Annotated in this window: 15 protein-coding genes; 6 read left to right on the top strand and 9 right to left on the bottom strand. The window is 62.7% G+C overall.

Translation table 11 applies throughout. The features are described 5' to 3' along the window. Window positions 1-126: 126 nt before the first annotated feature. Window positions 127-807 carry a haloacid dehalogenase type II gene (locus tag QMG25_RS19050; RefSeq protein WP_283462667.1) on the top strand — a complete coding sequence of 227 codons (681 nt, stop codon included), beginning with the start codon at window positions 127-129 and terminating at the stop codon, window positions 805-807. Between the two features lie 170 nt (window positions 808-977). Here the strand turns inward: QMG25_RS19050 and QMG25_RS19045 are convergent, their stop codons facing one another. From QMG25_RS19045 to QMG25_RS19020, 6 genes are all read right to left on the bottom strand, one after another. Continuing rightward, entirely contained in the window at window positions 978-3,308 is a 2,331-nt protein-coding gene (locus QMG25_RS19045) for an FdhF/YdeP family oxidoreductase (RefSeq protein WP_283462679.1), read from the bottom strand. Between the two features lie 282 nt (window positions 3,309-3,590). Next, on the bottom strand, window positions 3,591-4,568 hold the full coding sequence (locus tag QMG25_RS19040) for a zinc-binding dehydrogenase (protein ID WP_283462666.1): 978 nt from the start codon (window positions 4,566-4,568) through the stop codon (window positions 3,591-3,593). A 70-nt stretch (window positions 4,569-4,638) separates the two neighbouring features. Further along, on the bottom strand, window positions 4,639-5,040 hold the full coding sequence (locus tag QMG25_RS19035; protein ID WP_283462665.1) for a DoxX family protein: 402 nt from the start codon (window positions 5,038-5,040) through the stop codon (window positions 4,639-4,641). A 33-nt stretch (window positions 5,041-5,073) separates the two neighbouring features. Next, window positions 5,074-5,496, bottom strand: coding sequence for an organic hydroperoxide resistance protein (locus QMG25_RS19030; RefSeq protein WP_283462664.1), 423 nt, complete (start codon window positions 5,494-5,496; stop codon window positions 5,074-5,076). After that, a complete protein-coding gene (locus tag QMG25_RS19025) occupies window positions 5,496-5,987 on the bottom strand; it encodes a MarR family winged helix-turn-helix transcriptional regulator (protein ID WP_283462663.1) in 492 nt (163 codons plus the stop codon). The genes QMG25_RS19030 and QMG25_RS19025 overlap by 1 nt, the downstream gene beginning before the upstream one ends. A 77-nt stretch (window positions 5,988-6,064) precedes the next feature. Next, window positions 6,065-7,267: a cation:proton antiporter gene (locus QMG25_RS19020; protein ID WP_283462662.1), complete on the bottom strand. Its 1,203-nt coding sequence runs from the start codon at window positions 7,265-7,267 to the stop codon at window positions 6,065-6,067. Between the two features lie 266 nt (window positions 7,268-7,533). Here QMG25_RS19020 and QMG25_RS19015 point away from each other — a divergent pair, with 266 nt between their 5' ends. From QMG25_RS19015 to QMG25_RS19005, 3 genes are all read left to right on the top strand, one after another. Beyond that, on the top strand, window positions 7,534-8,076 hold the full coding sequence (locus tag QMG25_RS19015) for a PadR family transcriptional regulator (protein ID WP_283462661.1): 543 nt from the start codon (window positions 7,534-7,536) through the stop codon (window positions 8,074-8,076). 182 nt (window positions 8,077-8,258) lie between these two features. After that, entirely contained in the window at window positions 8,259-9,791 is a 1,533-nt protein-coding gene (locus QMG25_RS19010) for an ABC1 kinase family protein (protein WP_283462678.1), read from the top strand. Between the two features lie 377 nt (window positions 9,792-10,168). Then, window positions 10,169-11,212 carry an alpha/beta hydrolase gene (locus QMG25_RS19005; protein ID WP_283462660.1) on the top strand — a complete coding sequence of 348 codons (1,044 nt, stop codon included), beginning with the start codon at window positions 10,169-10,171 and terminating at the stop codon, window positions 11,210-11,212. A gap of 270 nt (window positions 11,213-11,482) precedes the next feature. On the opposite strand, the gene QMG25_RS19000 is transcribed toward QMG25_RS19005, so the two are convergent. Then, window positions 11,483-13,096: a GMC family oxidoreductase gene (locus QMG25_RS19000; RefSeq protein ID WP_283462659.1), complete on the bottom strand. Its 1,614-nt coding sequence runs from the start codon at window positions 13,094-13,096 to the stop codon at window positions 11,483-11,485. Continuing rightward, entirely contained in the window at window positions 13,093-13,737 is a 645-nt protein-coding gene (locus tag QMG25_RS18995; RefSeq protein WP_283462658.1) for a gluconate 2-dehydrogenase subunit 3 family protein, read from the bottom strand. Before QMG25_RS18995 ends, QMG25_RS19000 begins: the two co-directional genes overlap by 4 nt. 295 nt (window positions 13,738-14,032) lie before the next feature. Here QMG25_RS18995 and QMG25_RS18990 point away from each other — a divergent pair, with 295 nt between their 5' ends. Both QMG25_RS18990 and ppsA read left to right on the top strand, forming a co-directional pair. Continuing rightward, on the top strand, window positions 14,033-14,851 hold the full coding sequence (locus tag QMG25_RS18990; protein ID WP_283462677.1) for a pyruvate, water dikinase regulatory protein: 819 nt from the start codon (window positions 14,033-14,035) through the stop codon (window positions 14,849-14,851). Between the two features lie 145 nt (window positions 14,852-14,996). Then, window positions 14,997-17,381 (top strand): phosphoenolpyruvate synthase, encoded by a 2,385-nt coding sequence (gene ppsA / locus QMG25_RS18985; protein ID WP_283462657.1) that lies wholly within the window; start codon window positions 14,997-14,999, stop codon window positions 17,379-17,381. Window positions 17,382-17,499: 118 nt separating this feature from the next. Here the strand turns inward: ppsA and QMG25_RS18980 are convergent, their stop codons facing one another. After that, window positions 17,500-20,025: an excinuclease ABC subunit UvrA gene (locus QMG25_RS18980; RefSeq protein WP_283462656.1), complete on the bottom strand. Its 2,526-nt coding sequence runs from the start codon at window positions 20,023-20,025 to the stop codon at window positions 17,500-17,502. Window positions 20,026-20,402 lie beyond the last annotated feature (377 nt).

The following is a 20,402-nucleotide window of genomic DNA, read 5'->3' as shown; positions in this document are numbered from 1 at the left end:
GGGGTGGCTGCAAGCGGAACGTCCGAACCCGGTCCACACCCCGGGAAGGCACGACGACTATGGCTCTCTCCCCGAGAAAGCCGCAGACTGGGACAGGAAACCTACCCAGCAAAGCAAGGAGAGCCCGTGAACGCCGCCATGCCAGTCATCATCTTCGACGTCAATGAAACCCTGTCCGACATGTCACCGATGGGTGGACACTTCCGCGAGATCGGAGCTCCGGCTGAACTCGCCAAACTCTGGTTCGCCACGTTGCTCCGGGACGGATTCGCCCTTGCTTCTTGCAAAGACAACAGACCGTTCGCCACCATGGGGGAAGAAGCACTGCGGGGACTCCTGAAGGGGGTAAAGGTTAACCGCCCTCTCGACGCAGCGGTTGAACATGTCATGAACGCCATGACCGGGCTTTCGGTACATCCGGATGTTCCGGAAGGAATCGAGGCACTTGCCTCGGCCGGGTTCAGATTGATGACACTCAGCAATGGCTCCGCCCAGATCGCCGAGAAGATGCTCAGCGAAGCTGGCATCCGTGACAAGTTTGAGTTGCTGCTCTCAGTTGAAGATGCACCCGCTTGGAAGCCTGTCCGTGCTTCTTACGACTATGCCAGTGCAGCTTTCGGGGCGGATCCGTCGAGCATGCTCTTGGTTGCGGTCCATCCGTGGGACATACACGGGGCCGCCCGTGCCGGGATGCGCACAGCGTGGGTGAACAGGACCGGGGAAAGCTATCCGGGTTACTTTGAGTCTCCTGACTTCACGGTCACTGCCCTGACGGAACTTCCCGGGGCTCTGGCCTCGACAGCCTGACGAGGGACGCTCACCTAGCCCCGTCCATCCGAGGAATGATTCCTGATGCAACCAAAGGAGCAGCTGTGACTGACAACGAACTGATCCCCACGCTGGCGGAGGAATCGACCTGAACGGTGAGCACGTCAATATGCAGTGGGTTGGGTGGGTACCGGTCTCCGTAGCCCGGCTCAAGCCTTGGCTGAGGTGCCGGCCACCTTGTTGACGCCAGTCGGCTCCAACCGGACCACCACATGCTTTGACACAGGGGTGTTGCTTCCATCCGCCACGGCTTCCAGTGGGACCAGCACATTCGCCTCAGGGTAGTACGCCGCCGCGCAGCCTCTGGCACTGGGGTAGGCCACCACCCGGTAATTGCGCAATACACGTTCCACGTTGTCTGCATATTCACCATGGATATCCACAAACTGACCGTCTGCAAGGCCCAACCGAGCCAAATCGGCAGGGTTCACGAAAATTACTTGCCGGCCTTTCTTGATTCCGCGGTAGCGGTCGTCGTGGCCGTAGATGGTGGTGTTGAACTGGTCGTGCGAACGCATGGTCTGCAACACCAGTCGCCCCGGTGGGCACTGAACATGCTCCAGATCGTTCACCGTGAACATGGCCTTGCCACTGGGGGTGTGGAAGGTTCTTGAATCCCGTGGGCCGTTCGCCAACATAAAACCACCATCCTGGCGGATGCGCTGGTTGTAGTTTTCACAGCCGTCCACTACACGAGAGATGTGATCGCGGATCAGGTCGTAGTTCTTCTCGAAGCCTGCCCAGTCCACCTTCACCTTGTCGCCTATCGTGGCCTGCGCCAGCCGGGACACGATCGCCACTTCGGAGAGCAGGTTTGGTGCCACCGGCTCCACCTTGCCCCAGGACGGATGGACGGCACAAACCGTGTCTTCCACGGAAACGAACTGAACGCCGCTGTCCTGCCGATCAATTTCCGTCCGTCCCATGGTGGGCAAAATCAGGGCCTCCTCGCCCACTACGGTGTGAGACCTGTTCAGCTTCGTGGAGATCTGGACCGTCATCTCCACGTTTTCCATCGCAGCCTCGGCCGCGTGCGTGTCCGAGATCGCGGCTACCAGGTTCCCTCCCATCGCCACGAAAACCTTCATTTCGCCGTCGCGCATTCCTTGGATGGTCTGCACTGCGTCCGTACCGTGTTTGCGGGGCGGATTGAAACCGAACTCCTTCTCGATGGCATCCAGGAACACCGGCGGCATTTGCTCCCAGATGCCCATGGTGCGGTCACCCTGGACGTTGCTGTGGCCGCGTATGGGAGACGCCCCAGCCCCCGGCTTGCCGATGTTGCCGCGCAGGAGCAAGAGGTTGATGATCTCCTGGATGGCGGCGACGCCTTTTTTCTGCTGGGTCAGGCCCATGGCCCAGGTGATGATGACACGGTCGGCCTTCAAGTAGCGCTCGGCCAGCTCGTCGATCTCTTCCAGGGCCAGGCCAGTGGATTCAAGGACTGCGTCTTCATCCAGCCGGGCCAAGTGCGCCTTGAGCTCGTCCAACCCCTCGCAGTGACCTTCAATGAATTCCCGGTCCAGCACCGTTCCCGGATTCGCATCCTCAGCCTCCAGGACCCGCTTGGACACGGCCTGCAACAGTGCCATGTCCCCACCCAGACGGATTTGCATAAACTGATCTGCGAGGTCGGTGCCGCGCCCCATGACGCCCTTAACCTCCTGCGGGTTCTTGTAGCGCAGCAGGCCGGCCTCGGGTAGCGGATTGACGGCGACAATCGCGGCGCCGTTGTTCTTGGCTTCTTCGAGGGCGGTGAGCATCCGCGGGTGGTTGGTGCCCGGGTTTTGACCCATGATGATGATGAGATCCGACTTGCCGAAATCGTCATAGACGATGGTGCTCTTGCCGACGCCCAAAGTTTGCCCCATCGCCCAGCCCGTGGACTCATGGCACATGTTGGAGCAGTCCGGCAGGTTGTTGGTACCGAAGGCGCGAACAAAAAGTTGGTACGCGAACGCCGTCTCGTTGGAGGTGCGGCCACTGGTATAGAAGACGGCTTCATCGGGGGATTTTAGACTGTTCAACTTTGCGCCGAGGATCGCAAACGCCTCATCCCAACTGACCGGACGGTAGTGATCCTTGCCCGCAGGCTTATGGACCGGCTCAGTCAGGCGGCCCTGCTGGCCCAACCAGTATTCCGATTTTTGGCGCAGTTCACTAACGGAATGCTCTGCCCAGAAGTCTGATTCGACGGTGATCGGGGTGGCTTCCCACGTGACCGCCTTGGCCCCGTTCTCACAAAATTCGAAGGCCTTGCGGTGGTCTGGGTCCGGCCAGGCACAACTCATGCAATCGAAGCCATCTCTGTGGTTCATCGCCAGCAACGTTTTGCGGCTCCTGTCCACGCCCATGTCCCGCAATGCCGGAACCATTGAGTGCAGGACTCCCGGAATGCCGGCCGCCCATGCTTTTGGGGTGCCAACCTCAAGGTCGTCTTTGCTGGGCTCCTCTACACGAGGAGAATTCTTGCGTACCATTCTGCGCCACCCTTCATCCGCCACTGCCGTGTTTGCGATGCCGTGCTTGCTGTGACTCATCGCACCTACCCTAGGCATAACAGTTAATCTCGGGCGCTGCAAGCAAAACGAACGTGGATCTTGGCTATGCCTGGGAGCGGTGGCTTCAATGCCGGTGATCAGCCCGCTGGAGGATGCTCTTCAGCAGAGTCCCAAATGGGGCTGGTCGGGGTTTAGCACAAGCCAAAGAAAGGAACCCCACAGCGGATGCCATGGAGTTCCTTTTGCGCTTGGACAAGGCACTTAGGGGTGCAGCATGATCTTGCCCTTGCGGCCAGGGATGAAGTTGGCCTGCGCTGCGGCACTTGCGTCCTCGAAGGAGTAGCTGGCTTCGACAGGAAGTGTCAATACGCCGCTGGCAATGTATTTGACGAGTTCGCCGAGAAGAGCGCCACGCTTTTGGGCAGGCATGGAGGTGCTCACCTTGCTTCCCCAGAAGCCACGGACAGTAACTTGTTTGAAGATGATGTCTCCCGAGCCGATCCTCATCGTGGGGGATTGCATGGCGCCGAACACCACCAGAGTTCCGTCCTCGGCAATAAGTGAAAGGACTTCGCCGCTGGCGCTGCCGCCCACGGAGTCAACGCCGGCAACTATTGGCTCGTCACCGGCAATGGCACGCACTTGCTCCACCCAGTCATCTTTGTCAGTGGCAACGATGTTGTTGATGCCCTGCCCGGCCAGCTCGTCGATTCCGCCGGTGCGCCGGACGAGTCCGACGACGTTGATCCCCCGTGCCGCAGCAAGCTGAGCGACGAGACGTCCCACAGTTCCGTTGGCGGCGTTCTGCACAAACCAGTCGCCCTTGTTCAGCTTCAGGGAGTCAAGGAGACAGATGGCGCTGAACGGCATCGAAATCAGTTGTGCGGCAACCTCATCCGGAATACTGTCATCGACGGGAATGAGGGCTGCGGCCTTGGCGATGAAATACTCTGCCCACACCCCGAAAGTGCCGCCGGTGGCAACCCGTTGACCCACTTTGAGTCCCGTCACGCCCTCACCCAACGCATCGATGACACCGACCGCTTCGGAGCCTGCGCGGGCCGGAAAATCGGGCTTGAATCCATACGTGCCGCGGATCGTCCACAGGTCGTGGTTGTGGATGGGGGAAAGGACCGTGCGGACGCGGACCTCGCCAGATCCGGGATCGGCAACAGGGATGTTTTCGAGGGTGAGGACCTCTGCGGGGTCCCCGAATTCGTTGTGCATTAAGGCGCGCATGATGCTCTCAATCTGGGTTGTTGTGCCGCTCCATGGGAACCGCAGTGGGTGGGATGAGGTTTCGAAGGTTCTACGGCTTGGGAACGGAGCGTGTGGACCAAACGGCCCACACGATCAGAAGCGGCTGAAAAAGTAGACGTAGGGCACGTTTTCGGTCCGTGTCGAGTCCGAAAGCAGAAGTCTTGGTGACCAGCTGGGAGATGTTGCCGGGAAAGACTAAGGCGAAGAACAGTGCCGTCGTTCGCCCAATGAGAGCTTTGTGCCGGGGAAGTGCGAGGAGTGCGGCGCCAAGAGCAATCTCAACACCGCCGGATGCGAGGACAACCGTGTCCTTGGGCAGCGGAACCCAGCCGGGAACCTGTGCCTGAAACTCTTGGCGTTTCTTGCTCAGATGTCCGATTCCGGCCGTAAGTAGTACACCGCCGAGGGCTACCCTGCCGGCTATCCGAAGGGCACTCGTAACGCTGTGCATGGGCTTCCTTGCTCTGGTTCCACTGGTCATGGATCAGTCGTCGACGACTGTGATGGTGACCTCGATATTGCCGCGGGTGGCATTGGAATACGGGCAAACTTGATGGGCGTCATCTGCCAAGGCTTGAGCCTGTTCGCGGGGTATCTCGGGGATGACAACTTCGAGGGTGACGGCGAGAATGAAGCCGCCCTGCTCGTTCGGAAGGACGTGCACACGGGCGCCGACCGAGGTATCCGAGAGGGCAACTTTCTGGGTGCGCGCGACCATCTGCAGTGCGGAGTGGAAGCATGCTGCATAGCCGGCTGCGAAGAGCTCTTCCGGGTTCGCCCCGTTTCCTGAGCCGCCCATTTCCTTCGGGATGGCCAAGTCGAGATTGACAGTACCGGACGTGGTCCTGACGTGTCCGTTGCGGCCGGCGCCGGTTGAGAGTGCTTCCGCTGTGTAAAGGGGGTCCATTAGTTGATCCTTTCGTTGGGGTCGTCTCCGAGTGCGGGTGCGCTGGAGAGCGTGCGAGTGACGTTGTGCAGAATTGAGAGTGCGGCTTTCCCGTTGGCATCTGTGAGCTGGGTGGCCTCGGCAACGCATCCCGGAATGTGGGCCAGTTCGTCCCTCAAGGCGATGCCTGCGGCCGTCAAGGAGACGATCACAGCGCGTTCATCGGACGTTGAACGCTCGCGCGTGAGGAAGCCCCGCGTCTCCAGCCTTCTGATCAGCGGTGAGGTGGTGCCCGAATCCAGCATCAGGTGCTCGGCGACCTCTTTGACGGTCAAGGAGCGGTGCGACCACAACAGCACCAGAACAAGATATTGGGGATAGGTGATGCCCCACGGCGCCAGCAGTGCGATATAGCGGCGGTTCGTTGCCCGCGCTGCAGCGTACAGTGCGAAACACACCATCCGATCCAGGGGATCGGGGCTTTCCGCGGTGGATGCTTGACTGTCGCCCATGGCTCAAGCCTTGCACAGGGATCGCTTGTGTGCAAGTCAGTTGTGCACTAGCTACTTATTATGGGGAGCTTTGAGGATCACGAACTCTTCGTGAAGTTCCTGGTTTGCAAGGCGATGCTGCGTTGGTGTTGCATCAAGGCGAGCATGGGGAAGAGCAGAACCGAGAGCATGCCGGCGCCAATCAGTGCAGTGGCGAGTCCGGAGGGAAGCAAGCCGCTCTCTTGACCGATCGCCGTGACCGCGACGATGATCGGCAAGCCAGTGGCGCCGAAGAGGACAATGGCGCGTCGATCCACCCCTGTGGATCCGACGGGTGCAGCCAACAGGTTCGGCAGGCCCCGCACCACTAGGAACAACACCAAAAATATTGGAACCAATGCCAGAACGTAGGGGTCGGCCAGCAGTGCAGTCAGGTCGAAGGTGATGCCGGTGGTGATAAAGAAGACCGGCACAAGAAAACCAAAGGCGACCGCCTCCAGCTTGGTCTCCACCAGCTCCCGGTCTTCGGGTTTGGCTCCCGAAATGACGACTTTCCACAGGATGCCAGCGGCAAACGCGCCCAGCAGCATGTCCAGGCCAAAAACAATGCTCAGGCCCACCAGCAGGGCCAGAATGGCCAGCACCAATCGGACAGCGAACTGGCCACTGGTATGGAGCGTCAGGTTCACCAACTGGTGCAGACGCTTGTGTCGGGCCCCCGAGCTGAGCCAAATGGCGCAGCCGGCGATCAGGATGAAGGCGACCAGAACCACTGCGGCGGATCCCAAGTTGCGGCCGCTGAGGAACAATGAGATTGCCAGCAGCGGACCAAATTCGCCGACCGCACCGATGGCCGTGACAGCCCGGCCGAACGGGGTTTCGAGTTCCCCAGCGTCGCGCAGAATGGGCAGCAGCGTCCCGAGCGCGGTGGATGCCAGCGCGATGCCAACAAAGACGCCTGCGGCAGGGGTGGGTGCGAGCAGGATGCCCACCACTATTCCGACCGCGAGCGAGATCAGCCATGCCGTCCCTGCGCGGTTGAGGGGGCGCCCTTTGATGGCACGAAAATTGATCTCGTTCCCTGCCATGAAGAACAGCATGGCAAGGCCAAGGTTTGACAACACCTTGAGGAACTCGGTCGGCTCCACCCAGCCGAGCAGACTCGGGCCGATCAGTATGCCAATGAAGATTTCAAACACCACCAGCGGTACCTTGGCAACCCGGCCAAACAAAGCAACCAGGGGAGGCGCTGCTGCAGCAATCAAGGGAACCAGCACCAAGCCGAGAGTCAGGTGATTCATGGGCGGACCCTCCAGGGGGAACGGTGAGTATACGGTTCAGTGTCGCAGGGGGAGGGCCCCACCGCCACCCACCGAGCCCGACGAAGGCCTCGATTTCGCAGTGCGGCTTTCTTTCGTCCTTGACTGAAGGACCCATGCCTCGAATTGCAGCCTCCGGCCTGTTGCCCTGCCGGATCGACGGAGACAGACTACTTGTTTTTGTACGCATCCAGACATATCGTTAAGTATCGTTGTATGTCGTTCACAATTCACTCAAGGAGAGCATTATGCGAAATTCATATCCGGCCGGCGGGTTTGGCGCCCCCAACATCGATGGCATGTGGCAGGCCATGGAGGAGTTCCGCTCAAAGTTTGAGAAGCGTTCAGGTACCCGTGCAGGTCGAGGCGAAGTCCGTGCGGCAGTGCTGGCCCTGCTTGCAGAGCAACCGATGCACGGCTACCAGATCATCCGTGAAATTGAGGAGCGCAGCGGTGGCAGCTGGAAGCCCAGCGCCGGATCCGTCTACCCGACGCTGCAGCTGTTGGCCGATGAAGGGTCCATCAGTGCCGAAGAGTCCAACGGCCGAAAGATATACTCGCTGACCGAAGCCGGGCGGGAGGAAGTGGCGGGCGACGACGCGCCGGCACCCTGGGATTCCAAGGAGACGGCGTCGGGTTCCGGGTTCGCTGCGCTGCCCAAGGCCGGTGTCGAGCTTGCACAGGCCGCGGCGCAGGTTGGTCGCACAGGTACCTCGAAGCAGGTCCAGGAGGCCGTGAAGGTGCTTGAGGAGGCCCGTCGCCGACTGTACTCGATCCTCGCCCAGGATTGACAGGGGTGGCATCAACTTCTCTGGACAGCTCAGTTTCGGTCCCCGGGGCCGGTGAGACCCGTGCCCGCTACCGGCGCATCCTGCGTTTCGCTGCCTGGCATCTGGCGGTGGCGTGGTGGTTTGAGTTGATTCTCCCCCGCATTGGGCTGTCCAAGATTGCCGAGCGCACCCGGACCAAGAGGATGCGCCGCTTTGCCCAACGCTTCCACGTGCTCGCAGTGGACCTTGGTGGTTTGATGATCAAGGTGGGCCAGTTCATGTCCTCCAGGCTTGATGTGCTGCCACCTGAGATCACAGCGGAACTGGAAGGCTTGCAAGACGAGGTTCCACCGGTTCCGTTCCCTGCCATCCGGGCCTTGGCCGAGGAGGAGCTGGGGGCGCCGCTGGGGCAAGTGTTTGCCTCCGTTGAAGAGACGCCAATTGCCGCAGCATCCTTGGGGCAGGCACATCGGGCACGGCTTCTTCCCCTCGATGCCGCCGACACGGGGCTCGACAGCGTGGTCTTGAAAGTGCAGCGCCCGGGGATCGACGCAATTGTTGACGTCGACCTGGCTGCGCTGCGCAAAGTGGGCGGTTGGCTCAGCCATGTGCGTTTCGTGTCCTCACGTGCCAACATGCCAGCACTGGTCGAAGAGTTTGGGCAGACCAGTCTCGAGGAAATCGACTACCTGCAAGAGGCCGCCAATGCTGAGCGCTTTGCGACCGATTTTGCCGACGACGACAAGGTGACTGTGCCCGACGTCGTCTGGGAGCGGACCACCCGCCGGGTGCTCACCCTTGAAGATGTCACGGCGATCAAGATCACCGACGCGGAGGCACTTCTTGCCGCGGGCATCGACCCGGCAAAGGTTGCCCCGGTTTTCGCATCCGTCATGTTCGACCAGATGTTCACGAACGGCTTTTTCCACGCCGATCCACATCCGGGCAATATCTTCATCACACCGATTGACGATCCAACTGCAGAGCGGGCCTGGAAGCTGACGTTCATCGACTTCGGCATGATGGGCGAGGTGCCGCCCAAGACCCGCAGCGGCCTGCGCAAGCTGCTGATCGCGGCAGCCGCGCGGGACGGGAAGGGCTTGGTGGCGGCCATCAGCGACGTGGGCGTGCTGGCGACCTCAGCCGACACGGCAGAGCTGGAGCGGGCGATGACTGCGCTTTTCGGCCGGTTTGGCGGGATGGGGTTCGCCGAACTTCGCGAGGTGGACCCGCGCGAATTCCGTGAATTCGCGGTGGAGTTCGGCGACGTGGTGCGATCGCTGCCGTTCCAGCTGCCCGAGAACTTTCTGCTCATCATCCGGGCCATGTCGCTGACCTCGGGTGTGTGCAGTTCGCTGGATGCCACGTTCAATCTGTGGGACTCGGTGGAACCCTATGCCGCGAAGTTGTTGCGCGACGAGCGCGGGAACATCGTGCAGGACGTGGGCAAGCAGGCGCTCGACGCCGCGGGGGTGGCCCTGCGTCTGCCGAAACGTGTGGACGGTCTCATCACTCGAATCGAGGACGGGTCACTTTCGGTGAAAAGCCCGCGCCTGGAACGGCAGGTGGCACAACTTCACCGCACGGCGCAGCGATTGGTGTCGATGCTGGTCTTCGGGGCCCTGCTCATCGCCGGTGCCGTGGTCCGGGTGGATGACGCGGTGCTCGGCAGCGTGTTGATGATCGCCTCGGTGGTCCCGCTGCTGCACGGGTTGTGGGCGGGGCGCCGGCGTTGAGGGGGATGGCGGGCGCCGACACAACCGGCTCGTGTTCAAGCACCCGCCCAGCGCTGTGCCCGAGCTCGTGGCGACGGCCCCGGCCCAAGTGCTCACCAAAGGAGATAGGGAAATTGGCGGTGTGCACGTGCACGCCGTCGAGTCCGGAGCCTCTTCCATGGGTCCACACGCTAAGTTGGGTAACACTGACAACATACTGACTACGTTCACAATCAGAGCCAGACCACCTGTCTGGCTCTCACTTTGAGTGAGCCACCGAACACGCCGGAGCAGTCCTGCATGGACACCGAATGAGGTTCTTAAGCGACATGGCAAAGAGCGATACGCCTAACTAGATCAACACGGCCAAGCGTCGAAGCCCTGCAAGGCGACGACTCGTGATCGTGGCTGGAGCCATGCTCGCCGTCGTGGTGACAGCGGTCGTCGCCATTTCCCCGTGGCCGTCAGTGATGGTCATCCGCGCGGTCTTTGAGAGAGGTGCTGCGGCGACCCTCGCGGAGATGGAACCGCACGTTCCCGACACAGAGCTCACCGAATACCGAGACATCGCATACGCGCCGTCCACCGGCGGTCTCCCGCAGTCGGACACAACTCTCGACGTCTACACCCCGGCCGGCGGTACCAAGCAACTCACCACGATCGTCTGGATTCACGGCGGCGCCTGCATTTCCGGCCAGAAGGACAACGTTGAGCCCTACTTGCGAATTCTCGCTGCACAGGGTTACACGACTATCGCAGTCAACTACACGACGGCCCCGGAAGCCGTCTACCCGACAGCACACACCCAGCTCAATGCTGCCTTGGGTTACATCGGCGAGCACGCATCCGCGTGGAACGCTGACGCGAACCGCATTGTGCTCGCAGGGGACTCCGCAGGCAGTCAACTGGCGAGTCAGCTCGCCATCCTCACTACCAACCCCCGCTACGCGCATCTTTTGGGGATCGAATCCGGAGCTGATCCGGACCAACTCGTCGGTACCATCCTCAACTGCGGTGTCTACGACATGCCGTCCATGGCCGAACTGAACGGCATCGAGGCCTGGGGCCTCCAGGTCTCGTTGTGGGCGTACGCCGGCACAAAGGACTGGTCGTCCAGATCAACTGGCGCGATGATGTCCACGATTGACTTCGTGACTGCCGACTTCCCGCCGACATTCATCAGCGGCGGCAACGGGGATGCCCTCACGTGGTCGCAGTCCATCCCGTTCGCTCAAGCACTCGAGGACTCTGATGTGCCCGTAACGAGGCTCTTCTGGCCGGCGAACCACGAGCCAAAACTTCCGCACGAGTACCAGTTCCATCTCGACCTCAAAGAGGCGAACGTGGCACTCACCGAGACGGTCAAGTACTTGCAAGCGCTCGATTCGGATCCTGCCCACGGTACCGCGAAGCCTGCTGACGCCGCGGGGCGGTCTCGATAGATCTGGTATTTCAGGAGCACGACGCGATTCACCAGAGCCTGACCCAGGGTTGGCTGACACCAGAATAAGAATTGTCGACTCGCACTGAAAAAGGGCTGCAGGTGGTCCAACGAAAGGAACGTTTGGCGAGAATCCGTAGGTCTGATTCTTTGAAGCACAGCGAGTTGCGGGCGTCCGCCGGACGCCCGTGACACAGGAGAAATTTCCTCGTCATCGCCTGCTTCAGGGCCACCGATCATGGCCGCGACTTGGCCGGTGCATGCCCGCACGTTAGATTGCGTTGGTGGACATCTGCTCGATGATGTACTCGGCCTGCCGGATGGCCAAAGCCACGATGGTCAGGGTGGGATTGGCCGCGGCACCGGTGGTGAACTGGGAGCCGTCGGAGATGAAAAGGTTCTTCACGTCGTGCGCCTGGCCGTAGCTGTTGCAGACCCCGTCTTCGGGCCGTTCGCTCATCCTGGCTGTGCCGAGGTTGTGCGTTGACGGGTACGGCGGGGTGCGCACCGTGTCCACGGCCCCCGCCGCACGGTAGATCAGCTCGGACTGCCGGAAGGCGTGGGCCCGCATGGCCTCATCGTTGGGGTGGTCGTCAAAGTGCACGTTCGGCACCGGCAGGCCAAGCTTGTCCGTCACAGTGGTGTTGAGCGTGATCCGGTTGCTTGATACAGGCATGTCTTCCCCGACAATCCACAGCCCGGCCGTGTTGTCATAGCCGTCCATGATGTCAGCGAACCCCGGCCCCCATGCCCCAGGGTCCACGAAGCTGGCCAGAAACGCCGGGCCCAGCGCAATGGTCTGCAGGTAGTAACCGCCAACAAACCCCCGGTCGGCATCGAACCGGGACTCGTCCGCAACCAATCCGGCCATGGTCTCCCCGCGGTACATGTGCACCGGCTTGTCAAAGCGGGCATACACCGACCCGGTCGTGTGGCGCAGGTAGTTCCGGCCCAGCTGCCCGGAGGAATTGGCCAGCCCGTCCGGGAACAGCGGCGAAGCGGAGAGCAGCAGCAGCCTCGGAGTTTCGATCGAATTGCCGGCAACAGCGACGGCGCGGGCCTGCTGCCTGTGCAGCACTCCGTCCCCGTCCGCATAGACGACGCCGTCCACCACGCCCTCTGCGGTGTGCGTGAGCTGGACCGCCTGGCTGTCCGGGCGCAGGTCCAGCTTGCCCGTCTTGACGGCCTTGGGAATCTCGGCGACCAGCGTGGACCACTTGGATCCGTTCTTGTCGCCTTGGAAGTTGAATCCGTCTTGGATGGAGCCGGGGCGGCCGTCATAAGGTTCGGCATTGGTCCCGTACGGTCCGGTGGCAAATTGCCGGTAGCCCAGACGCGCGGCGCCGTTGGCCAGCACCGTGTAGTTGTTGTTCGCCGGCAACGGTGGCCGCCCGTGGCGATGGGTGCTGCCCAGCTTGCGTTCGGCCAGGTCGTAATAGGGTTCCAGCTCTTCGAGCGTGATGGGCCAGTCCAACAGATTGGCACCGTCGACGCGCCCGTAGGTGGTGCGCGCCTTGAATTCGTGTGCCTTGAACCGAGGGGTGGCCCCGGCCCAGTGGGTGGTAGTCCCGCCCACTGCCTTGACTATCCAGGCCGGCAGGTTCGGGAAGTCCTTGGCAACCCGCCACGATCCCGAGGTGGTGCGCGGATCGAGCCAGGCCATCTGGTTGAACGCCGGCCATTCGTCATTGAGGTAATCGGCGTTGCGCAGCAGCGGGCCCGCCTCGAGCAGCACGACCTTCACTCCTTGCCGGGTCAGCTCGGCGGCAAGGGTCCCGCCGCCTGCGCCGGAACCTACGACGACCACCACGGAGTCGTCGTCGAGGTCGAAATGTGCCGACTCGTAGCTGCCGGCGTCGAACGGTTGCGCGGTGCCGTTGCTCATTGTTCTTCTCCTGGCTGCTGGGTTTTGCCTTCGGCTCCGATGCCCGACTGCGGGTGCGGCCCGGCGGCTGCTGCTGCACTGCTGCCGCCGGAACCCTCCGTGGGTGGCGAGCCTTCAGCGGGAGGTGCTGCCGCCGTCGTCCGCACCTTGTACGGCAACGGCCCAATCTCGGTCAGCGGCTCGTCGACTTCCTCGATCCGGGCCTTTGGCAGCCAGTCGAGATCGTCGAAGCCGCGGTTCAGGTACCCGCCACGGGAGAAGGATTCGCCCTCGTAGCCCAAGGCCGTGAGCACCTCCGGGTCGCCGTAGAGGTTCAGCACGGTGGTGCGGCGGATGAACCCGAAGAACTCCAGGTCCTCCATGCGTCGCAGCAGGGCCAGGGCGCGCTCTTCGGGAAGGTCGAGGAAGCGCTCGCCTTCCGCCAGCTGCGCTTCAAGGGTCAGCAGGCCCTGGGTGAGCACCACGCGGAACCAGGTGGAGGATTCGGCTTCGCTGACAACCTTCTCGCACATGCGCTGGTATGCGCCGTCCGGGAAGTTGGGGTGCGGGAAGGCGACCCGGATGATCCTCTCCAGGATCGACTTCGCCTCCGCACTGAGGGTTGTCTCGTTCAGGCTGGGATATTTCGCTGGGAAACTCATGTCGCGCCTTTCCTGGTTTCCATCACCACCGCATGCACCAACCGGATCACGTCCGGCTTGCCGAAGACCTGGTTCAAGTGTGCCCCGCCGCACCGGCGGCGACAAGGGTTGTTGCCCAAGGAGCGGAGGATCACGGAGCTGCCATGAGAGTGGACTTTGCCACTGGGCGTCCTATGCTGTCCCTATCAGGCAGGCCACACCACCGCAGGCAAGGGAGCAGACCTTGACGACCGAGAAATTCGAGACCACGGCAACGGACAGTGTCCGAAAGAGTGAGGCTCGGGAGAGTTCGCTGCTGCCGGGCGAGGAACCCCATCCCGTCTATTTCCTTTCGGACAGCACGGGAATCACGGCGGAAACATTGGGCAACACCCTGCTGACACAATTCCCCGCCAGTAATTTTGCCCGCACCACCGTCCCGTTCATCGACACCGTTGAACAGGCGCAGGAACTGGTGAACGTCATCGATGGGCAGGCGGCGGAGGGATTGACGCCGATCGTGTTTTCCACAGTGGTCGGGGCGGACATCCGGCAGACCCTTGCCACGTGCAAGGGTGCCATGGTTGATCTCATCGGGACCCATGTGGGCCAGTTGGAACTGGCCCTCGGCGAACAGGCCAGCGGGGAGCCGGGCCGTGCGCACGGCCTGGGAAATGCCGTGCGCTACCAGTCCCGCATGACGGCCGTTGAATACGCCATGGAGCACGACGACGGGCAAAGCCTGCGGGCCTTGGAAAAGGCCCAGGTCATTCTGGTGGCCCCTTCGCGCTGCGGCAAAACCCCGACCACCATGTATCTGGCGTTGCAGCATGGCATTTTCGCCGCGAACTTCCCCCTTGTCGACGAGGATTTCGACAGGGAGGGCCTCCCCGCGCCGCTGCGGCCGTTTGTGGAGAAGTGCTTCGGGCTGACGTCCAACCCGCAGCGACTGAGCCAGATTCGCACCGAACGCCGCCGGGACTCTGCCTACGCTTCGTTGCGGCAGTGTGGTTTTGAGCTGCGCAGTGCCGAACGCCTCTACGTTGCCCACGGCATTCCGTACCTGAATTCGGCCAGTGTTTCCATCGAGGAAATGGCGGCCACCATTTTGCAGCAGATGCACCTGCGAGATTAGAGAAATATTTCACAAGCGACATGTGTCGAAGATCACATGTAAACCTTGTCAAAACCTGTCATGGTGGAGAGGTTCGCCCCTCCCTATGACAGCCTCACGGGGGGAGCTGCGCCACCATGCCACCATTTGCAAAGGAGCAAATATCATGACGATAAACACCCTGGGGTTCGCGGAACTCGGACTCAAAGACTTGGACAGGGTGGGTGGAAAGAACGCCTCGCTGGGTGAGATGGTGGCGAACCTGACCACGGCAGGGGTCCAAGTCCCCGACGGCTTCGCCACGACAGCGGACGCTTACCGCGACTTTCTGGCCGAGTCGGGTCTGGACGCGAGAATTGCCGCACGCTTGGAGTGCCTGGACACCGACGACGTGACAGCCTTGGCCGCAGCCGGCCAGGAAATCCGGGCCATGATGCGCGAAACGTCCTTCCTGCCGGAGTTTGAAGCCCAGGTCCGCGCCTCCTACCAGGAACTGGTGGAGCGGCACGGGGGCTCGGAGGAGCTTTCCTGGGCGGTCCGTTCAAGCGCGACGGCGGAAGACCTCCCGGATGCATCCTTCGCCGGACAGCAGGAAACTTTCCTGAACATCCGCGGCATTGAGAACATCCTGCTGGCCATCAAGGACGTGTTCGCCTCGCTCTACAACGACCGCGCCATCGCCTACCGGGTGCACCACGATTTCAAGCACGCCGAGGTGGCGCTCTCGGCGGGGATCCAGCGCATGGTCCGCTCCGACGTCGGCTCTTCCGGGGTCATGTTCACCATGGACACCGAATCGGGGTTCCGCGACGCAGTCTTCGTGACGTCCTCCTACGGCCTGGGCGAAGCCGTGGTCCAGGGCGCCGTCAACCCGGATGAGTTCTACGTCTACAAGCCCGCCCTGCAGGAGGGCCGCCCCGCCATCCTCAAGCGCAGCGTCGGCGAGAAGGCGCTCCAGATGACCTACACCCAGAACCGCGAGGTGGGGCGCACCATTGATTTCATGCCGGTCGATGCGGCGATGCGGAACCGCTTCAGCATCACGGACCACGACGTCGAGCAGCTCGCTCGCCACGCCGTCGCCATCGAGGCCCACTACGGCCGCCCCATGGACATCGAGTGGGGCAAGGACGGCATGGACGGCGGGCTGTACATTCTGCAAGCCCGCCCGGAGACGGTCGAGTCCCGCCGCACGGGCGGCCAGCTGAGCCGCTTCCGCATGAACGAGAGCGGTCCCGTGCTCGTGGAGGGCCGGGCCATCGGCCAACGCATCGGTGCCGGCAACGTGAGCATTCTGGACTCCATCGACCAGATGGCAGGCTTCAAAACCGGAGACGTGCTGGTCGCGGACATGACTGACCCGGACTGGGAACCGATCATGAAGCGCGCCTCCGCCATCGTCACGAACCGAGGCGGGCGCACCTGCCATGCGGCGATCATCGCCCGCGAACTGGGGATACCCGCTGTCGTCGGCACCGGCACGGCCACGGACATCCTGGCCAACGGCGCCGAGGTGACCGTCTCCTGCGCCGAAGGTGAGACCGGGCTGATCTACCAAGGGCTGCTTGACTTCAGCATCGAGGAGTCCGGGGTGGCCGAGATGCCGGCGGCCCCCGTCAAGGTCATGATGAACGTCGGCACTCCGGAGCAGGCGTTCAGCTTTGCGCAGCTGCCCAATGCCGGGGTGGGCCTGGCCCGGCTGGAATTCATCATCAACCGGCAGATCGGCATCCACCCCAAGGCGCTGCTTGACCTGGAAGGTCAGCCGGCCGGCGTGGCCGCGGAAATCCGCGAACGGATCGCCGCCTACGGCGACCCCCGCGAGTTCTACCTCAAGCGGCTGGCCGAAGGGGTGGCAACCATCGCCGCGGCGTTCGCGCCGGAACCGGTGATCGTGCGGATGTCGGACTTCAAGTCCAACGAATACGCGAACCTGCTGGGCGGGCCCGCCTACGAGCCGCACGAGGAAAACCCGATGATCGGCTTCCGTGGCGCCTCCCGCTACCTGGAGCCCTCTTTCCGGGACTGCTTCGACCTTGAATGCGAAGCACTGTCATTCGTGCGCAATGAGATGGGCCTGACCAACGTCAAGCTGATGATCCCGTTCGTGCGGACCGTGGACGAGGCCCGCGGCGTCATCGATCTGCTGGGGGAGAACGGGCTGCGCCGCGGCGAGAACGGTCTGGAGGTCATCATGATGTGCGAGCTGCCGTCCAACGCGCTGCTGGCGGACGAATTCCTGGACCACTTCGACGGCTTCTCCATCGGTTCCAACGACATGACGCAACTGACCCTGGGCTTGGACAGGGACTCGGCGATCGTGGCCGGCAGCTTCGATGAACGGAACCCGGCCGTCAAGAAATTGCTGAGCATGGCCATCAAGGCCTGCAAGGCCAGGGGGAAGTACGTGGGAATCTGCGGCCAGGGGCCCAGCGACCACGCCGACTTCGCCCAGTGGTTGGTGGAGGAAGGCATCGATTCCGTCTCACTGAATCCGGACACCGTGGTGGACACTTGGCTGCGGCTTGCCGAAGCGGCGGCCGGCAAATAAACGGACGGCAGGGCGGTGCCCGGCGCCAGGGTCCTGCCCTAAGCACGAGGGGCGGGCCCGAGGACCTGGGCATAGCCGCGGTCTAGCCCGACGGCGCTCGCGGACGAACGCCGTCGGGCTAGCGCTTTGCGGTGGCCACGGCCAGGTAGGGCGCGGTGCGGCTTCCGGCGGTGGCTGCCACCTCTTCCGGGGTCCCTGCTGCCATGAGGCGTCCGCCGTCGGCCCCGCCGGAGGGGCCCAGATCGACCACCCAGTCCGCCGATGCCACCACATCCATGTCATGTTCCACCACCACCACGGTGTTGCCGGTGTCCACCAGGCGGTTGAGTTGGTGCAGCAACAAGCGCACGTCGGCGGGGTGGAGCCCGGTGGTGGGCTCGTCCAACAGGTACAGGGTGTGGCCCTTGCGGGCGCGTTGCAGTTCGGTGGCCAACTTGATGCGCTGGGCTTCCCCGCCAGAGAGTTCGGTTGCCGGCTGGCCCAGGCGAAGGTAGCCCAGCCCCACCTCGCGCAGTGCTGCCAAGCTGCGGGCGGCGGCAGGAATGTCTGCCAAGAACGTTGCTGCGGCGTCCACCGTCAGTGCAAGGACTTGGGCGATGTTTTTGCCGTGGTATTCCACTTCAAGGGTTTCCTCGTTGAAGCGGGCTCCGTGGCAAACGGGGCAGGGCCCGTAGCTGCCGGGCAGGAACAACAGCTCCACGGACACCGAACCTTCACCCAGGCAATTTTCGCACCGCCCGCCAGCCACGTTGAAAGAGAAACGGCTGGGGCTGAAACCACGCTTCCTGGCTCCGGCCGTGGCTGCGAACTCGCGGCGAACGGCGTCGAACAAGCCTGTGTAGGTGGCCAGGTTGGATCGTGGCGTGCGGCCGATGGGGCGCTGGTCGACCTCCACCAGCCGGTCCACCGCGTCAAGTCCGCTCACCGTCGCACCGGCCGCACCGGTGACCGTCGATGGGGCCCCGTCCGCGGCGTCCCGTGATTCAAAGGCCTCGGAAAGGATCTTCAGCAGCGATGACTTGCCTGAGCCGGAAACCCCCGTGACTGCACTCAGCACGCCCACGGGCACGGAAACTTCAAGGTCCTGCAGGTTGTGCAACGATGCGTGCCGGACCTCAAGTCGGCCACGTTCTTGGCGCGCGCTGTGCCCGGTCTGCCGTGCAGAGCCTGTTGCATCGCCATTCGTGGATTCCAAGGGAGAGGCGGGGGACACGCCCTCGAGCAGGAAGGGGCGTGTGAGGGATTCCTGTGCATCGGCCAAACCCTGCACGGGACCGCTGTACAGGATCCGCCCGCCGTCCACCCCGGCCCGGGGTCCGACGTCGACGATCCAGTCTGCGTTGCGCACCAGGTCCATGTTGTGCTCAACCACGAAGACGGTGTTGCCGGCGGCTCGCAACTGGGCCAGGACCTCCATCAGCGGTTCGGTATCCGCCGGATGCAGGCCCGCCGACGGCTCATCCAGGACGTAGATGACGCCGAAAAGCCCTGAGCGCAGTTGGGTGGCGATCCGCAGCCGCTGCATCTCGCCGGGGGAGAGCGTGGGTGTGCCGCGTCCCAGGCTCAAGTACCCCAGCCCCAAGTCCAGCAGCACCCCGATGCGGTGCAGCAGGTCCTTGGCGATGGCCGCTCCCACGGCTTCCCTGGATCCTTCCGACCCGGCGGGGACGTTGCACAGCGGGCCCAGGACATCCTTGTATTCCTTCAGCGGAAGCAAGTTCATCTCCGCGATGTTGCGCCCGGCAACGCTCACGGCCAGAGCCTCGGCCTTGAGCCCGCTGCCGCCGCACTCGGGGCAGGGGCCCGCGTGCATGAAGGTCAGGGCGCGCTCGCGCATGGACGCGCTCTTGGACTCCGACAGGGTGTGCAGCACGTGGCTTCGTGCGCTCCAGAACTTGCCCTTGTAGGGCTTTTCAATCCGGTCCCGCAGTGGCGTCACGGTGACGACGGGCTGTTCTTCGGTGAAAAGGATCCAGTCGCGCTGCTCTTGCGGGAGCGTCTTCCACGGGACGTAGACGTCGTATCCCAGTTTGACGAGGATGTCGCGCAGGTTTTTGCCTTGCCAGGCGCCGGGCCATGCGGCGACGGCCCCGTCGCTGATGCTCAGTTCCGGGTCCGGAACGAGCAAGCCTTCGGTGACGGTGTGTGCGGTGCCCAAACCATGGCACACGGGGCAGGCGCCGGTGACGGTGTTGGGTGAGAAGACGTCGGAGTAGAGGATGCCGGCCCCGTCGGGGTAGTCGCCGGCACGGGAGAAGAGCATTCGCAGGGAGTTGGACAGCGTGGTCACGGTGCCCACCGACGATCGCGTGCTGGGTGTGCCGCGTCGCTGTTGCAAGGCAACGGCCGGCGGCAGGCCGGTGATCGATTCCACGTGCGGATTGCCGCCCTGCTGGATCAGCCGACGCGCATAAGGTGCCACCGACTCGAAGTACCGGCGCTGGGCCTCGGCAAAGATCGTGCCAAACGCCAGGGAGGACTTGCCGCTGCCGGAAATGCCCGTGAAGGCGACAATCGAGTCACGGGGCACATCGACGTCGACGTTCTTGAGGTTGTTTTCCTGCGCACCACGGACCTTGACAAACCCATCGAGAAATTCCTCGGACGACGGCGGCCCTGGCACGTTCGCTTCAATTGTCTCCATTTCCTCCACACTAGGGGACTGGCTGAGAATTTTGGCCAATCTTCTCACTGGGCGAACGTGCCAGGATCAGCGACCAGACATTACGGACAGGGGAGCACGGTCGTGGCGGAACATCTTTGGATCTTTGATGGCTGTTCGTCAGGAAGGTATGTGGTCGCTTTTGAGTCTGTGATCGTGCTATCTGGTTGTGCTAATTACAACAAGATAGCGAGGTCTTGTGGTGAGTCGTTCGTTGGAGGCTTTGGAAGCGATCAGGGGCCTGGCCGGGATCAGTCTGGGCACCAAACGCGTCGAGCGTGCCGCCGAAGCTGCCGGCGCCGCAGCCGTTTTGAAGGCTGACACCGCGGCGGTCCTGGCAGGGCGGGTCGTGCCCCTGC

This window comes from Arthrobacter sp. H35-D1 (assembly GCF_030063185.1).
Classification (GTDB): Bacteria; Actinomycetota; Actinomycetes; order Actinomycetales; family Micrococcaceae; genus Specibacter.
Note: the sequence above shows the minus strand (reverse complement) of the source record. Positions and strands in the feature narration are given on the sequence as shown.

Excerpts from the sequence above, each read along its gene's own strand:
- QMG25_RS19045 (WP_283462679.1), bottom strand. The coding sequence starts at position 3,308 with ATGGTACGCAAGAATTCTCCTCGTGTAGAGGAGCCCAGCAAAGACGAC.
- QMG25_RS19040 (WP_283462666.1), bottom strand. The coding sequence starts at position 4,568 with ATGCGCGCCTTAATGCACAACGAATTCGGGGACCCCGCAGAGGTCCTC.
- QMG25_RS19035 (WP_283462665.1), bottom strand. The coding sequence starts at position 5,040 with ATGCACAGCGTTACGAGTGCCCTTCGGATAGCCGGCAGGGTAGCCCTC.
- QMG25_RS19030 (WP_283462664.1), bottom strand. The coding sequence starts at position 5,496 with ATGGACCCCCTTTACACAGCGGAAGCACTCTCAACCGGCGCCGGCCGC.
- QMG25_RS19025 (WP_283462663.1), bottom strand. The coding sequence starts at position 5,987 with ATGGGCGACAGTCAAGCATCCACCGCGGAAAGCCCCGATCCCCTGGAT.
- QMG25_RS19020 (WP_283462662.1), bottom strand. The coding sequence starts at position 7,267 with ATGAATCACCTGACTCTCGGCTTGGTGCTGGTTCCCTTGATTGCTGCA.
- QMG25_RS19015 (WP_283462661.1), top strand. The coding sequence starts at position 7,534 with ATGCGAAATTCATATCCGGCCGGCGGGTTTGGCGCCCCCAACATCGAT.
- QMG25_RS19010 (WP_283462678.1), top strand. The coding sequence starts at position 8,259 with ATGCGCCGCTTTGCCCAACGCTTCCACGTGCTCGCAGTGGACCTTGGT.
- QMG25_RS19000 (WP_283462659.1), bottom strand. The coding sequence starts at position 13,096 with ATGAGCAACGGCACCGCGCAACCGTTCGACGCCGGCAGCTACGAGTCG.
- QMG25_RS18995 (WP_283462658.1), bottom strand. The coding sequence starts at position 13,737 with ATGAGTTTCCCAGCGAAATATCCCAGCCTGAACGAGACAACCCTCAGT.
- ppsA (WP_283462657.1), top strand. The coding sequence starts at position 14,997 with ATGACGATAAACACCCTGGGGTTCGCGGAACTCGGACTCAAAGACTTG.
- QMG25_RS18980 (WP_283462656.1), bottom strand. The coding sequence starts at position 20,025 with ATGGAGACAATTGAAGCGAACGTGCCAGGGCCGCCGTCGTCCGAGGAA.